This window comes from Actinomyces acetigenes (genome assembly GCF_031296635.1).
GTDB lineage: Bacteria > Actinomycetota > Actinomycetes > Actinomycetales > Actinomycetaceae > Actinomyces > Actinomyces acetigenes.
The window spans coordinates 1-15,186 of record NZ_JASPFC010000050.1 but is presented as its reverse complement, the minus strand read 5'-3'; the positions used below and the strand labels follow the sequence as shown (position 1 = coordinate 15,186).

Sequence of the window (15,186 nt, the reverse complement as noted above, 5' to 3'; positions counted from 1 at the left end):
GTGCAGACGCGGACCCTGGGGCACCGGCGTCGTCCTGCGCGCCACCACTGGCTATCTCTGTCGGTTCCGCTTGTCCCCCGGCCTCGGCCAGGGCGGCCCGAGCGCTGTCCTCGCGAGCCTCAGCGGCGCGCAGCGCGCTGCGCGCCTGCTCGAGGGCGGCCAGGCTGGCCTCGTGGCGGCTGCGTGCCGAGGCGACGCGCCCACCGGCCCGGGCGATGGTCTCTCGTCGCTCTGAGACTCGGCGCTGAGCGGCCGAGAGCTCCTGGTCCGCCGCCTTCTCGGCAGTCTCCGCGTCCGTGCGCACCCGGGTGGCGTCACTGAGTGCGGTGCGGGCGGCCTCGAGGGTGTCGGCGAGCTCGGCCTCCTCCCGGCCCGCGGCCTCGGCCCGACGCTCGAGCTCCTCAGGATCGGTGCCGTGGCTCGGGGCGGGCGCGGAGGCCAGGAGCCGAATCCGCTCGCCGGCCACGTCCGCGAGCGCCCCGAGGGACTGGGCCGCACCAGTGAGCTCCTCCCAGGTCCTGCCGGCCCGGGCGAGGCGCTGGGCGGAGGTGGTCTCGATGGCGGCCAGCTCGCTCAGGCGAGCCCTGGCGACGCGCTCGGCCTCCTCGACGGCGCTGCGGCGCCGCGCCAGGGCCTCCTTGTCCTCGTCCCCGGCCTCCAGGAGGGACTGAGCCTGGACGACGTCGTCGGCCAGGAGCCGGGCGGTGGCGTCACGAACCTCGACCTGGATGCTCCGGGCGCGCCGGGCGATGGCGGCCTGCCGGGCCAGGGGGCCGAGCTGACGGCGCAGCTCCTGGGTGAGGTCGGCGACGCGGGCGAGGTCGGCGGCCATGGACTCGAGCTTGCGAAGGGCGCGCTCCTTGCGCTTGCGGTGCTTGAGGACGCCGGCGGCCTCCTCGATGAAGCCGCGGCGGTCCTCAGGCGTGGCGCTCAGGACGGCGTCGAGCTGCCCCTGCCCGACAACGACGTGCATCTGGCGCCCGAGGCCCGTGTCGCTGAGGAGCTCCTGAACGTCGAGGAGGCGGCAGGGGCTGCCGTTGATGCGGTACTCCGACCCGCCACCGCGGAACAGGGTGCGCGAGATGGTGACCTCGGTGTAGTCGATCGGCAGGGCGCCGTCGGTGTTGTCAATGGTCAAGGAGACCTCAGCGCGCCCGAGGGCCGGGCGGGAGCCTGCGCCGGCGAAGATGACGTCGGCCATGGAGCCGCCGCGCAGGTTCTTGGCGCCCTGCTCCCCCATGACCCAGGTCAGGGCGTCGACAACATTGGACTTGCCGGACCCGTTGGGGCCGACCACGGCGGTGATGCCGGGCTCCAGGCGGAGGGTGGTCGACGAGGCGAAGGACTTGAATCCCTTGATCGTCAACGTCTTGAGGTGCACGAGCGCCACCCTAACAGCGCGGACGGTTCTCACGGGGACTAAAACGACAAAGAAACTTGACACGGCCGCATGAGACAAGCAAACTTTCCATATCAAGAGAACCGGGCACGCGGCGCGCACCCGCCTCGCCATCCCGCCTCGTCCCCGAGCCCGAAGGAGCCATGATGCTTGAACTGTCCGGCCTGTCCAAACGCTTCGGGAGCCTGCAGGCCCTGGACGATCTCTCCTTGTCCCTGGACCGCGGTGAGATCGTCGGCTTCGTCGGTGCGAACGGAGCGGGCAAGTCCACCACGATGCGCATCGTCATGGGAGTGCTCGACGCCGACGCCGGCGCCGTGACCTGGAAGGGCGTCCCCGTGGACGCCGCTATCCGACGCGGTATCGGCTACATGCCCGAGGAGCGCGGCCTCTATCCCCGGATGAAGGTGGCCGAGCAGCTCATCTACCTGGCCCGCCTCCACGGACTGTCCGCCTCCGCCGCCAAGGCGGCTGCGAACCAGTGGACCGAGCGCCTAGGCCTGGAGGAGCGCCGCGGCGACGAGGTGCAGAGCCTGTCGCTGGGCAACCAGCAGCGCGTCCAGCTGGCCGCCGCGCTGGTGAGCAGCCCCGAGCTGCTCATTCTCGATGAGCCCTTCTCCGGCCTGGACCCGGTGGCCGTGGACGTCATGAGCCAGGTCATCCTGGAGCGGGCGGCCGCAGGCGTGCCCACTCTCTTCTCCTCCCACCAGCTCGACGTCGTCGAGCGCCTGTGCGACCGGGTGGTCATCATCCGCTCGGGTCGGCTCGTGGCCGACGGGACGATTCCCGAGCTGCAGGCCACCGAGACGCCCCGCTGGCGGCTCGTTGTCGAGCGGGCCGCGGGCAGCGCGCCGGTGCAGGCTGCCTCCTTGAACCTGCCCGCCCCCACGGTCGAGGTCGATGACGCCGGCCGCCTGGTCATCACCGCGGCGGGAGCCGATGAGCAGGAGCTTTTGAGCACGGCCCAGCGCCTGGGGACGGTGCGCGAGCTCGGCCCGGTGCGTCACCGGCTCACCGAGATCTTCCGGGATGTGCTGACCGCCACCTCCCGCGAGGGAACCGCAGACACCAGCGAGACGAAGGAGACGCACTGATGAGCGACCGGACCAGCCCTATTACTCGTCGTCAGGAGATCGCCCTGGTCACCGGCCGCGAGCTGCGGGCGCACCTGCTGAAGAAGTCGACCATCATCCTGACCCTGGTGCTGCTCATCGCCGCCGTCGGCGGCATCGTCGGCGTCAAGCTCTACACCTCGGGCCAGGACCAGGCCTACCGGGTCGGGCTCAAGGGCGTGACCCCCACCCAGGCCGCCGGGTTGGACAAGGTGGCCGCCTCCAACGGGAAGACGATCGAGCTCGTTGACGTCTCCGCCCACCAGGCGAAGGACGTCCTGGCCGAGGACTCCCCCGAGGGCACGCCGCACGTGGACATGGTCCTGGACGTCTCCGGCTCCGCCCCCACCATCACTGTGGACAAGTCAGCCGACGACGCGGTCGTCTCAGGGGCCACGGCCTTCCTTCAGCAGTCGGCTCTGGGCCGGCAGATCGCGTCCTTGGGAGGCGACCCCGCCCAGGTGGCCTCCCAGCTCAGCGCCGCCAAGCCCAAGGTCACGGTGCTCAACGCCCCTCAGCGGGATTCGGCCGACTTCGGCTCGCGCTACGCGATCCTCATGACGATCGACGTCCTGCTGCTGTTCGCCATCATGGGCGGCGGTCAGTTCATCGCCCAGGGGGTGGTGGAGGAGAAGTCGAGCCGGATCGTGGAGATCCTCCTGGCGTGCGTGCGCCCCAGCTCGCTGCTGGCCGGCAAGATCCTGGGGATCGGTATCGCCTCGGTCCTGACCACCGGGCTCGTCGCCGTCGTCGGGGTCACCACCGCGAAGGCCACGGGAGTCATGCCGGACATCAGTCTCAACCTGGACGGCGTGCTCGTCGCGATGATCATGTGGATGATCGTGGGCTACGCGATCTTCGCGGTCGCCTTCGGGGCTGCGGCCTCACTCGTGAGCCGTCAGGAGGACGTCAGCTCGGTGAGCATGCCCCTGGTCATGCTCTCCATGGTCCCCTATGTCCTGAGCTTCTTGATGGCCACCGGGGACAGCAACAGCACGACCTTCCGAGTCCTGTCCTACCTGCCGCCCTTCGCTCCCTTCATGATGCCGGCGCGCCTGGTGCTGGGGGTCTCCTCCTGGACCGAGCAGCTGGTCGCCCTGGCGATCGCGCTGGTCTTCCTGCCACTGCTGGTGCACGTGGCGGCGGCGATCTACACCCGGGCCGTGACCCGCACCGGTGCCCGAGTCCCTCTCAAGGAGGTCCTCAGAAGGGCCGAGCGGGCCTGAGCGAGAGGTCTCATCGGCCTTCACCGGCCACGCCCCGATGACGATGGTGCGACTCCTGTGAGGGGAGTCGCACCATCGTCATCTCATGTCATGGCGGGCGTCAGGCGCCCTGAGGGAGGGGCTGGGAGTCAGTCGGCCAGCTCGGGGAACCAGATGGCGATCTCGCGGGCGGCGGACTCGTCGCTGTCCGAGCCGTGGACGAGGTTGAGGATGGCGGGCGTGCCCCAGTCGCGTCCCAGGTCTCCGCGGATGGTGCCGGGGGCGGCCGTGGTGGGGTCGGTGGGGCCCATGAGGCTGCGCACGCCCTCGACGACGCGCTGGCCCTCGGCGACTGCGGCCACCACGTTGCCGGAGGTCATGTACTCCACGACGCCGGGGTAGAAGGGCTTGTCCACGTGCTCGGCGTAGTGCTGGGCGAGGATCTTCTCGGTGGGAGTGAGGACCTTCAGGGCCGTCAGGGCGTATCCCTTGGCCTCGATACGGCGCAGGATCTCACCGGTGAGGCGACGCTCGACGGCGTCGGGCTTGATGAGGATGAGGATGCGGCCGGTGCCGGACGTGCTGGCCATGGGAGTCTCCTTGCTGGGTTGGCTGGTGAGGGACCGAGTGGACCATAACGGGTCCGACCCCCTTCAGGCCATGGCAGTGTCGGACTCAGGCCTGTTCAACTACCAGGAGCGGGTCGGAGGAGCGGTCGCGGGCGGCGTCGGCGGCAGCCTGGAGAATGAGGGCCGAGGACTGGGCGCCGGGGTCGCGGTGCCCGCAGGAGCGCTCCCCCAGGAAGGAGGCCCGGCCGCGGCGGGCCTGGAGGGGCTCGGTGTCCTGGGCCCCCTTGGCGGCGGCCTGCGCGGCCGCGGCAAGGACTCCGATCTCATCCTCTCCGATCTCCGCGGCCTCCTTGGCGGCCATCGCCGCGGGTCGCCAGGCGTCGGCCATGGTCTTGTCCCCGCTGGTGGCATGTCCTCTGGCCTCCAGGCCCGAGGTTGCCTCCTCCAGAGCCCGGGCCAGTTCCTGTGCCCCCCAGGCGTGGGCGTCGCTGGAGCGGGCGGCCCTGAGGAAGGCGGTGCCCAGCAGCGGGCCTCCGGCACCGCCGACGGTGGCCATGAGGGTGGTGGCGACGAGCTTGAGGACTCCCCCGGGAGTAGCCGGAAGGTTTCCTGCCTCCTGGGCGGCATTGAGCTTGGTGACCACGGCCCTCATTCCGCGATCGAGGTTGTCGCCGTGGTCGGCGTCTCCGATGGCTCGGTCCAGCTCGGTCAGCTCGGCGCGGTTCTCGGTGGCCAGCAGGGCGGCGCGACGGGCCCAGTCGAGGGCCCAGGCAGCGTCCAAGGACATGGTGTTTCCTTCTCGGGTCTTGGCAGGTGTTGGTTCCAGGCCTGACCGCCATGCACCCAAGGGGTGAAGGACGACCATGCGGCTGTGATCGGGCCCTGCGCGGACCCGATGGGTCCCGACGCATTCCGGGAACGTTCGTGGGACGCGCCGGAGCAGGCCGACGAGGTGCTCATCGCCCGCTCGTTTTCCATCCTCTCACGCACCGGATGACCTCGCTCGTTGGGACCGGAAAGTTGCGCTTGACCAGCACAAACGATCACGCCTCCGCAGGTGGCGCGGAGGAGGCCGACGACGTCATACTTGTATGCACAGGTTCAGGTGCAGTACCACTCGTCCACCGACCGTCACCAAGCCTCAGGAAGAGGAGCCGCCCCGTGGCCCAGGCCAAGTACAACCAGATCTTCCAGACCCTGCGCGGGCGTATCGAGTCAGGCGCCTACGGCTTCCTCGAGATGCTCCCCTCGGAGAACACGCTGGCCGAGGAGTTCGCGTGCACCCGCAACACAGTGCGCAAGGCGCTCGCTCTGCTCGTGGCCCAGGGCTATGTCCAGACGATGCAGGGGCGAGGCGTCCAGGTGATCTCCCGACCACGCGCAACCTCCACCTTCCTGGTCGGGGGGATCGAGTCGCTCCAGGAGGCCGCCGCACGCAACCGGATGCCTCTGAGCACCCACATGATCTCCTTGGAGGAGGGTGTGGTCGACGCCGAGATGGCTATGGCCTCCGGTATGACCGAGGGCGCTGAGATCATCGCAGTCAAGCGGCTGCGTCTGTTGGACGATGTCCCCCTCATCGTGGACACCAGCTACTTCCTGACCTCGATGGCTCCTCATCTGACGCAGCAGATCGTCGAGTCCTCGATCTACGCCTACCTGGAGGAGGTCCTTGGGGTGCGGGTGGCCAGCGCGACTCGGCGGATCACGGTGGAGCGGGCCACGGACGAGGATCGCCGGCTCATCCACCTGGACGGGATGGACTGTGTCGTCGTCGTCTCCTCGGTGACCTTCGACTCGGCCGGGGTTCTCTTCGAGTACACGCGCTCGCGCCACTCCCCCGTGGGCTTCGCCTTCCAGGACACCGCGCACCGGCTGCCGGCCGAGCGCTGAGCCGAAAGCACTGCCCCGGACAGAGTCGCGCGCTCCGAGCGCTGCGCGAGTGTCCACAGACACAGGTCGGTGGCCCGGCTGCATCTCAGGATGCTTCCGGGCCACCGACCTACTGATGACAGCGGGACAGGCTCGTTGAGCACGTCCGTGTCAGTAGGCCACCGTCCTACTTGGCGACAGGCTCGCGGTTGCCGAGGCGGACCTTCTTGACCGTGCGCTCCTTGTCGAAGTCGGCCTGCTTGAAGCCGAAGAAGTAGGTGCACAGGAAGGAGACCAGGAGAGCCGCGCTCCCGGCGATCCAGAAGCCGGTGAAGGAGGCGTCCATCCCCTTGGGGTTGACGAAGGATGGGAATCCGACGAAGCCTCCAGTGAAGCCCCACATATTGACGTTGAGCAGCCCGGTGAGCAGCCCGCCGACGGCGCCGCCGATCGAGGCGGTGACGAAGATGCGACCGTACTTGAGGTTGAGGCCGTACATGGCCGGCTCGGTCACCCCGCAGAAGGCGGAGATCGTGGCCGGGGCAGCCATGCGCTTGATGCGAGCGTCACGCACCTTGAGCCAGACGGCCAGGGCACCACCGCCCTGGGCGATCATCGTGGCCGAGACGATGGCGTTGAGGTGGGAGTATCCGGGGCTGGCGAGCTCGGAGGAGATGATCGGGATGACCGCCCAGTGCAGGCCGAAGATGACCAGGCACTGGTAGAAGCCACCGATGAGCAGACCCGCGAGCGTGTAGTTGAAGCCCAGCACCGCGTTGATGACGGTGGCGATCCCACCTGAGACGAGCATGACGACGGGACCGAAGACCAGCAGGATGAGGGCGGACACCACGAAGATCTCGATGAGCGGCCCGAAGATCGGTCGGATGACGGCCGGCAGTACCTTCTTGAGCCAGGGCTCGATCTTGGAGGCGAGCCAGGCCCCCACGATGATGGGGAAGATCGAGTAGGCGTAGGCGTTGACTGCGGGAAGAGAGACCGGGATTCCGAAGAAGTCGGCATTGAAGACAGTGCGCCCCACGGTGATGACGTCGTCGGTGTTCTTGGACATGTCCACCACGGAGGGGTAGCACAGCACTCCACCGATGATGGCCACGACGATGGGGTCGGCGCCCAGGCGCTTGGCCGCGGTGAAGCCGACGATGATCGGCAGGAAGAAGAACATCGACGAGCTCATGGCGTCGATGAAGTGGAAGGTGTTGGAGACCTCGGTGACGACCTTGAACTGGACGAGCAGTGCCAGGAGACCCTTGAGGATTCCGGAGGCCGCCAACATACCCACCACGGGGATCATCGATCCGGTGATGACACCGATGAGGGAGGAGAAGCCGAGCTTGACCCATCCCCACAGGGTTGTGGGCCGCTCGACGACCTCGACGTCGGCGACCTGCTCGCCGGCCCCCACGTTCGGCAGCTGGGCGACGACGGCGTCGTAGACGTCGACGACGTCGGGGCCGATGACCACCTGGTACTGGCCGCCTGACTTGACGACGTCAATGACGCCGTCGAGGTCCGCCACAGCCTCGTCGTCGGCAAAGGACTCGTCCTTGAGGTAGAAGCGCACGCGGGTGATGCAGTGCAGGACGGAGCGGACGTTGTCGGGGCCGCCGATGCCGGTGATGATGTCGGCTGCGGTGGCGTCGAAGCCGGTAAGTCCGTCAGTGCGTGCGCCGTCGGTGGTACTGGCTTCAACCTCGGCGCTCGTGGCCTCTGCTGAAGCCGCAGCCTCACCCTCGACCTTGAGCGTGGCGGTGGCGATGGAGGTGCCCGCGTCCGCGGTCCCTGTGGTGACGTCCAGGTGGGCCAGGTGAGTGATCGTGTTGGTCAGGACCACGATGGCGGTGGTCGCCTTGCCCGCGGCGCGGACGGCCTCAAGATCCATGGTGCCCAGGGCTTGTCCGGCCTTGACGGTGTCGCCGACCTTGACGCTCAGGTCGAAGGGGACGCCCTCGAGCTCGACGGTGTCGACACCGAGGTGCAGCAGGATCTCCAGGCCCGACTCGCTCTTGAAGCCGATGGCGTGACCGGTGCCTGCGACCATGGTGACGGTGGCGTCCACCGGGGAGACGATCGCGCCGTCGTCGGCGGGCTCGATCCCGAGCCCGTCTCCCACGGCCTTGGAGGAGAAGACGGGGTCGGGGACGTCGGAGAGGTCGATGACCGTCCCCGTCATCGGGGCGGAGATGGGGACCACGGGGCCGTGATCTGGTTCGGACATGGAGGGTTCCTTTCGGGGCGCGGAGGAGTGCGGTATCGGGGAGGGCGGCTCGGCTGCTCTCCGGGGCGGGCAGAGGACAGAGGCAGGGCAGTGGGCAGGGGGCTCAGGCGAGCAGGGCGATGGCTTCGTAGGGCCGCAGGCGAAGCGCCCCCTTCTCAAGGCGGTCGGCGGCGGGCAACTCACCGGGGCTGCGTGAGGAGTCGTTGCCGTCATAGTTGCCGATGAGGATGCGGGCGGCGATGAAGTCTTCGGGGACAGGGACCTCGGCATCATGGGCACTGAAGTTGCACAGCACCAGCAGGCGGCTGCCCTCGTGCTCACGGATATAGGCCAGGACGTCCTCGTGCTCCAGGAGGTAGGGGGCGTAGGCGCCGCGGGAGATGACGGGAAGCTCCTGACGCAGGGCGATGAGGCGGCGGTAGTAGGGCAGGATCCGCCCCTGCACCTCCTCGCGCTCGACATTGACGGCCCCCTGGTTGGTGGGCCGTAGCCAGGGCGTGCCGGTGGTGAATCCGGCGCCGGGGACCTCAGCGTTCCACTGCATGGGGGTACGTGCGTTGTCGCGGGCCTTGGAGTGGACGACGGCGAAGGCCTCCTGGGGCTCCATGCCGCCGGCTGTCAGCTCCTTGTAGGCGTTGCGGGCCTCGATGTCGACGTAGTCCTCGATGGACCGGTAGGCGGGGTCGGTCATGCCGATCTCCTCACCCATGTAGACGTAAGGCGTTCCGCGCAGCAGGTGGATGACAGTGGCCAGCATGGTCGCGGACTCGACGTGGTAGTTCACGGGATCAGCGAAGCGGTCGATGGCGCGGGGCTGGTCATGGTTGTTCCAGAACAGGGCGTTCCAGCCGCCGCCGGCCTGCATGCCCAGGGCCCACTCGTTGAGGATGCGCTTGAGAGCGGCGAAGTCGTAGGGGACGCGGGTCCACTTGTCGCCGTTGGCATAGTCGACCTTGAGATGGTGGAAGCTGAAGACCATGCTCAGCTCACCATTGGCCGGGTTGGAGTAGCCGACACAGGCCTCGACGGTGGTTGAGGACATCTCGCCGACTGTCATCGCATCGGGGTCCTGGCCGAAGCTGGCGGCGGAGAGCTCACGCAGGTAGTCATGGACGAGGGGGCCGTCGGTGTACATGTAGCGGTCATCGGTACCAGCGGGCGCATCCTCAAGCGGCAGGGTTTTGCCGATGACGTTGATGACGTCGAAGCGGAAGTCCTTGACGCCCTTGGAGCGCCAGAAGTTGACGACCCTCGCGGCCTGGGCGCGCACAGCGGGGTTGTGCCAGTTGAGGTCGGCCTGGGTGCGGTCGTAGAGGCACAGGTAGTACAGGCCGGTGTCACCGAAAGGCGCCCAGGCGGGGCCGCCGAACTTGGAGACCCAGTTGGTGGGCAGCGAGCCGTCCTCCTTGGGCGGCAGCAGGTAGAAATAGTCCTGGTACTCGGGGTCTCCAGCCAGGGCCCGCTGGAACCACTCATGATCGGTGGAGACGTGGTTGAGAACCATGTCCAGCATGACACCGATGCCGCGCTTGCCCAGGGCGGCGACAAGATCCTCGAAGTCCTCCATGGTTCCCATGGCTGGGTCGATGGCGCAGTAGTCGGAGATGTCGTAGCCGTTGTCCCGGCCCGGTGAGGGGAAGAAGGGGTTGAACCAGACATGATCCACCCCCAGCGAGGCGATGTAGTCGACCTTCTCGATGATGCCGCGCAGGTCGCCTACACCGTCACCGGTGGAGTCACGGAAGGACTTGGGATAAATCTGGTAGACGACGCTGTCCGTCAATGACATGCGGGACTCCTGTGGGAAGCAGGATGGAACCGAAGGACCCACCTCTGGGCAACTTGTGCACACAAGTATGCACTTGTGTGCACAAGTTGTCGACCCGGAGTTATGTGCTATAAATCATATGATCGAATTTTGTAAGCGGTATCACGAGCGGCTGGACACCCGTCCCCACGTGCAGCCTGACCGCCACCCGATAGCGCGCCCCGCCCTCTCCACAAGAAAGATGCCCTCTCGTGAGCAGACGCAAGCCCACTGGCCCACACCGTCTCCCCGTCTCCCAGCCCCACCCTCGCGCGGTTCTGTGCAGCACCCTTCCGCTTCTGTGCGCCCTGGCACTGAGCTCATGCGGCACGAGTGGGACCGCATCCACTGACGCCTCACCCGCCACCCAGGAGGCCTCCACAGCCTCACACTCAGCAGCCCCCTCTACGCCTGGAGACGGACAGAAGTCATCAGCGGCACCGCCGCAAACCGCCTCAGCATCACCGTCTGAGCCGACCCCGACCACCCAGACCTCCACCCCGACACCGACTGACGCCGCCCCGGGGCGCGACGCTCTCCTCAACGCCTCACTGCCGCTGCCCCCAACATGCACGGACAGCGGGCCCGTATCCTTCTCCGGCGGACAGGCTTCCCTGAGCCGCGGCGGCTTCGCCCGAATCGAGGACGCCTCCGCCACCTACAGGCTCAACGGCACCGCCACCACAGTGGTGGCACTAACCTGCAACGGCGGCGGCTCGGCCGCCTTCCCCTCCCTGGCCTTCTACGACAACGACCTGAGCCTCGCGGCCTCCTATGACCTGTCCAGGATCAGTGGCGCAGAATCCTACGAACCGCTCGTCACCTCGCTGGATTCCCGTGGCGTCATCCTGCACGTGGAGTGGCGCAACGAGAGGCTCCCGACGGACACCAGCGGGATACACACCGGCTCGGGGACGGGCAGCGCCGACCTGACCTGGAACGGGAACTCGTTCGACAAGTCGAATGTCACGGTCTACGACTCCCAGGGAAATCAGGTGACCGGCTAGAACGCCCGGGCGATTCAGGGCCTGCCGAACAGGGCGCGGGCTTCTGCGGCCAGGACCACGGAGCCGACAATGAGGATTCCCGAGGCGGTCAGCGGGGCGTCATACCCCTCGGATAGGGCAACCGCCTGCTCCACGCCCTCGCCGAGCTGCTGGCTCACGACGACGCGGTCGGCACCGTAGACCTCCCGGGCGATCTCGCCCAGGTCGTCGACATCCATGGCCCGGGGCGAGTCGATGGGGACGCACACGACGGCGTCGGTCACCGGCTCCAAGCCCGCCAGGATGCCCTCGGCGTCCTTGTCCGCCATGACCCCCAGGACCGCCACGAGGTGCTGGAAGCCGAAGGCCTCCTCGATGGCTCCAGTGAGGGCCTCGATGCCGTGGGGGTTGTGTCCGGCGTCAACCAGGACCGTGGGCGAGGAGCGCAGCACCTCCAGACGGCCCGGGCTGGTGACGGAGGCGAAGCCGTCCTCGACAATGCGCGCGGGCAGCCGGCGCCCGCCATGGACCGCCTCGGCGGCAGCCAGAGCCAGCAGGGCGTTGTGGGCTTGATACTCCCCGTGCAACGGGACGAAGACGTCCTCGTAGACGGCCGCTGCCGTGGCGAAGGTGGCCATCTGGCCACCGACGGCGAGCTGGCGGTCGAGAACCTGCAGGACACCGGCCTCCGGCGAGGTGGGGTCCTCCTGCGGGTCCCGCTCCCGACGCACGATGGCCCGATGAGAGGCTGCGGCCTGCTCGATCTCGCCAGCGGCGTCGGGGACCTGGTGGGCGACGATGACGGTGGAGCCGTCCTTGATGATGCCGGCCTTCTCGTGAGCGATCTCAGTGATCGACGAGCCTAGCCAGCGCTCATGGTCCCGCCCGATCGGGGTGATGACGGCGACGTCGGAGCCGATGACATTCGTGGCATCCCACCGCCCGCCCATGCCCACCTCGATGACGGCCACGTCGACGGGATAGTCGGCGAAAGCAGCCAGAGCCATGACGGCCAGCACCTCGAAGAAGGACAGGCGGGGGCCACCGGCGGCCTGGGAGCGCTCATCGACCATAGCGATGTAAGGGGCCACGTCCTCCCAGGCGGCGATGAAGCCCTCCTCGCTGATCGGTTCACCGTCAAGGCTGATGCGCTCGCGGATGGTGGCCAGGTGCGGGGAGGTGAAGCGGCCGGTGCGCATGCCGCCGGCAGCCAGAAGACGCTCGGTCATGCGGGCGGTGGAGGTCTTGCCGTTGGTGCCGGTGATGTGAACGGTGCGGTAGGTGCGCTCGGGGTTACCCAGGAGGTCGAGGACGGCCTCGACACGCTCCAGGGAGGGCTGGACCTGGTGCTCGGGAGCGCGCGCGAGGATCTCGGCCTCGACCTGGCGCATGCGGGCGGAGATTTCGACACCGCGGGCGGCGGCTCGCAGGTCGCGCAGGTGCTCGCCCTCGGAGTCGTCGGGGAGCTGGGGCTCCCAGGAGTCCCAGTCGTCGGAGTCATCGGCGTCCACCTCGGCGAGGAGCTCCTCGAGGCGGTCAGTGTCACCGCCGGGGATCATGTTGGCGGCGACGAGCTCGCGCAGAGCCTCGAGATCCTCGCGGTCCTGGGCCTCGGCGTCGGCCTGCCGCTGGGCGCCGGCCTGTTGAAGCTCGAAGACGGAGACGGTCTGGCCCTCGCCCTCAGCCAGAGCGGGGGCGCCTGCAGCCTCCAGGTAGGGCAGGAGCTCGGGGTCGATACCGGCCTGGCCGAAGACGGCGTCGACGACCTCCTCCCCCGTGGCACCCTCGGGGATGCCGAAGGCGGCGCCGGGCCTGACCTGCTTGGAGTCGTCGTCTACGGGCACTGTGCCATCCTTTACTCGACGTGGCGGGTTGGACAGAGGCTCTCTCAAGCGCTCCCGCCCAGCCCTAATCTAGCCGAGGCCCCGAAGACTCCCGGCCACTCCCCCGCCACGATGGCTGACAGAAGAATCACGTGAGCGCACGTCTCTCACGGCAAGGCCCAGGCCCGCACAACAATTTCTTCTTAAATCTTTTTTCGGAGCACAAGCACATCCGAATAGCTCAGACAATACGACTACCATGATTGCCGCATGAATACTCAGTGAATACATCCTAATTCTCGGTGAAATATTTGAGGAATTCACCAGGGGACCCTACGGGTATAGGGGTAGACATACCCCCCACATACCTGCCTAGGCTTCCTCCATGCGTTTGTCAGTGATTGGTTGCGGATATCTCGGTGCTGTTCACGCTGCATCAATGGCGGAGCTTGGGCATGATGTGGTGGGCGTGGACGTCGACGCTCACAAGATAAATCTTCTGAGCAACGGCAGGGCGCCGTTCTTCGAGCCCGAGCTGGAAGGGCTTCTGACCCGTAACGTGGAGGCCGGGCGCCTGACCTTCACTCAGGACTTCTCCGCCATTGAGGGAGCCCAGGTCCATTTCATCGGCGTGGGCACACCGCAGTCCGAGTCGGGGGCGGCGGACATGACTTACGTCGACGCGGCCGTGACCTCCATGCTCCCTCACCTGGGGCGCTGCACCAGTGGTCTCGAGGTGGTCGCCGGCAAGTCCACGGTTCCCGTTGGCACCGCCTCGCGCCTGTCTCGGCTGATCGAGCCGACCGGGGCGCTGCTGTTGTGGAACCCGGAGTTCCTGCGGGAGGGCTTCGCTGTTCAGGACACGCTGCGTCCGGACCGGATGGTCTACGGCGTGCCGGAGAATCCCGACGCCGCCGCCGGCGCCCAGGAGACAATGGATGCGGTCTACGCACAGATCCTGGCCGCCGGCACTCCGCGCCTGGTCATGGACTACGCCACCGCCGAGCTGGTCAAGATCAGTGCGAACGCCTTCCTGGCCACGAAGATCTCCTTCATCAACGCCATGTCCCAGGTCTGCGACGCCGCGGGGGCCAATGTGACGGCCCTCGCTGAGGCGATCGGCATGGATGACCGTATTGGGCGCCGGTTCCTGCGCGCCGGTATCGGCTTCGGTGGGGGCTGCCTGCCCAAGGACATCCGCGCATTCCAGGCCCGCGCCGGCGAGCTCGGCGTCGGCGACGCCCTGGCCTTCCTTGCGGAGGTCGATCGGGTCAACGACACCATGCGCGCCGGTGTCATCCGCACAGTTCGAGAGCTCCTCGGCGAGCACACCTCCGCCGCCACGGTGACGGTCCTCGGGGCGGCTTTCAAACCGGACAGCGACGACATGCGTAACTCTCCCGCCCTGGATCTCGCCGTGGAGCTGTCGGGCATGGTCGAACGGGTCGTCGTGCACGATCCGGCCGCCGGCCCGATCCTCGCTAAGAGGACGAACCGCCCCTACGAGGTCGCTGCCTCCGCGCAGTCCGCCCTGGAGGGGACTGATCTGGTCATCATCGGTACGGAGTGGCGCGAGTATCGGGATCTCGACCCCGCCCAGGCGGCTGGCCTGGTGCGCACCTGTTACGTCATTGACGGACGCAACTGCCTGGACGCGCAGGCCTGGAAGGCGGCCGGTTGGAGCTACCGCGGCATCGGACGGCGGTGAGGGGCTTGGGCGGCGCAGGCTCAGCGCCGCCCAAGTCTGCGCATCAGCGGTCCGGCCACTGCGCGAGCGCAGGCGACCAGCACTGTCGTATCGCTGGTCGCCAGGAGGATCAGGCAGGCCCAGACTGTCGCGCTCAGCCATGAGCCGCCGTCGAAGGACGTGCACACGGCCATGGTGCTGAGCAGTGCGAGCTGATAGGTGAGGCGCGGGCGGTCTATGGGCAGGTCGATGCGGCGCCGGAGGTCTCGTGCCCGCACCACCAGGATGAGGGCGTAGGCCACCGCTCCGGCCAGGCCGGCGCCCCACGACCCCATGAACGGTACGAGAGCCACCCCGAGGATCACGTTGACCACCGCCCCCATCATGGTGGAGACCATGAGCATGCGACTGTTCATGAGCGCCTGGTAGAAGGTGCCGAAGAAGATGGTCATGACCCCGAAGGTCGCCGCCAGCATGAGCAGGGGGA

General features: G+C 67.8%; 11 protein-coding genes and 1 pseudogene. 5 read left to right on the top strand and 7 right to left on the bottom strand.

Annotated features, from left to right (window positions below; genetic code table 11):
* Positions 1-1,381 (bottom strand): chromosome segregation SMC family protein (locus RIV14_RS12695; RefSeq protein ID WP_309325215.1); only part of this gene is annotated, 1,381 nt, incomplete at its 3' end.
* A gap of 164 nt (positions 1,382-1,545) precedes the next feature.
* Here RIV14_RS12695 and RIV14_RS12690 point away from each other — a divergent pair.
* Both RIV14_RS12690 and RIV14_RS12685 read left to right on the top strand, forming a co-directional pair.
* Complete coding sequence (locus RIV14_RS12690) at positions 1,546-2,493, top strand: ABC transporter ATP-binding protein (protein WP_075373347.1); 948 nt, start codon at positions 1,546-1,548, stop codon at positions 2,491-2,493.
* A complete protein-coding gene (locus RIV14_RS12685; RefSeq protein ID WP_075373346.1) occupies positions 2,493-3,737 on the top strand; it encodes an ABC transporter permease in 1,245 nt (414 codons plus the stop codon). The genes RIV14_RS12690 and RIV14_RS12685 overlap by 1 nt, the downstream gene beginning before the upstream one ends.
* A gap of 128 nt (positions 3,738-3,865) precedes the next feature.
* Here RIV14_RS12685 and ndk read toward each other — a convergent pair whose 3' ends face one another.
* Together ndk and dhaL are read right to left on the bottom strand one after the other, a co-directional pair.
* Positions 3,866-4,306, bottom strand: coding sequence for a nucleoside-diphosphate kinase (gene ndk, locus RIV14_RS12680; protein WP_075373345.1), 441 nt, complete (start codon positions 4,304-4,306; stop codon positions 3,866-3,868).
* 85 nt (positions 4,307-4,391) lie between these two features.
* Positions 4,392-5,072: a dihydroxyacetone kinase subunit DhaL gene (gene dhaL / locus RIV14_RS12675; protein WP_075373344.1), complete on the bottom strand. Its 681-nt coding sequence runs from the start codon at positions 5,070-5,072 to the stop codon at positions 4,392-4,394.
* Between the two features lie 374 nt (positions 5,073-5,446).
* On the opposite strand from dhaL, the gene RIV14_RS12670 reads away from it, so the two are divergent.
* A complete protein-coding gene (locus tag RIV14_RS12670) occupies positions 5,447-6,178 on the top strand; it encodes a UTRA domain-containing protein (protein WP_075373343.1) in 732 nt (243 codons plus the stop codon).
* A gap of 166 nt (positions 6,179-6,344) precedes the next feature.
* Here the strand turns inward: RIV14_RS12670 and RIV14_RS12665 are convergent, their stop codons facing one another.
* Positions 6,345-8,396 (bottom strand): PTS sugar transporter subunit IIABC, encoded by a 2,052-nt coding sequence (locus RIV14_RS12665; RefSeq protein WP_075373342.1) that lies wholly within the window; start codon positions 8,394-8,396, stop codon positions 6,345-6,347.
* A 103-nt stretch (positions 8,397-8,499) separates the two neighbouring features.
* Entirely contained in the window at positions 8,500-10,185 is a 1,686-nt protein-coding gene (locus RIV14_RS12660) for an alpha,alpha-phosphotrehalase (protein WP_075373341.1), read from the bottom strand.
* A gap of 230 nt (positions 10,186-10,415) precedes the next feature.
* Between RIV14_RS12660 and RIV14_RS12655 the strand changes: the two genes are divergently transcribed.
* A complete protein-coding gene (locus tag RIV14_RS12655; protein ID WP_075373340.1) occupies positions 10,416-11,210 on the top strand; it encodes a hypothetical protein in 795 nt (264 codons plus the stop codon).
* 14 nt (positions 11,211-11,224) lie between these two features.
* Here RIV14_RS12655 and RIV14_RS12650 read toward each other — a convergent pair whose 3' ends face one another.
* Complete coding sequence (locus RIV14_RS12650) at positions 11,225-13,033, bottom strand: bifunctional folylpolyglutamate synthase/dihydrofolate synthase (protein ID WP_075373339.1); 1,809 nt, start codon at positions 13,031-13,033, stop codon at positions 11,225-11,227.
* A gap of 364 nt (positions 13,034-13,397) precedes the next feature.
* Between RIV14_RS12650 and RIV14_RS12645 the strand changes: the two genes are divergently transcribed.
* Positions 13,398-14,720, top strand: coding sequence for a UDP-glucose dehydrogenase family protein (locus tag RIV14_RS12645; protein ID WP_075373338.1), 1,323 nt, complete (start codon positions 13,398-13,400; stop codon positions 14,718-14,720).
* Between the two features lie 20 nt (positions 14,721-14,740).
* On the opposite strand, the pseudogene RIV14_RS12640 reads toward RIV14_RS12645, so the two are convergent.
* Positions 14,741-15,186: pseudogene (locus RIV14_RS12640) on the bottom strand (polysaccharide biosynthesis C-terminal domain-containing protein); the annotation flags it as partial.

Coding starts and splice junctions, on each gene's coding strand:
- RIV14_RS12690 (WP_075373347.1), top strand. CDS start 1,546: ATGCTTGAACTGTCCGGCCTGTCCAAACGCTTCGGGAGCCTGCAGGCC.
- RIV14_RS12660 (WP_075373341.1), bottom strand. CDS start 10,185: ATGTCATTGACGGACAGCGTCGTCTACCAGATTTATCCCAAGTCCTTC.
- RIV14_RS12665 (WP_075373342.1), bottom strand. CDS start 8,396: ATGTCCGAACCAGATCACGGCCCCGTGGTCCCCATCTCCGCCCCGATG.
- RIV14_RS12645 (WP_075373338.1), top strand. CDS start 13,398: ATGCGTTTGTCAGTGATTGGTTGCGGATATCTCGGTGCTGTTCACGCT.
- ndk (WP_075373345.1), bottom strand. CDS start 4,306: ATGGCCAGCACGTCCGGCACCGGCCGCATCCTCATCCTCATCAAGCCC.
- dhaL (WP_075373344.1), bottom strand. CDS start 5,072: ATGTCCTTGGACGCTGCCTGGGCCCTCGACTGGGCCCGTCGCGCCGCC.
- RIV14_RS12685 (WP_075373346.1), top strand. CDS start 2,493: ATGAGCGACCGGACCAGCCCTATTACTCGTCGTCAGGAGATCGCCCTG.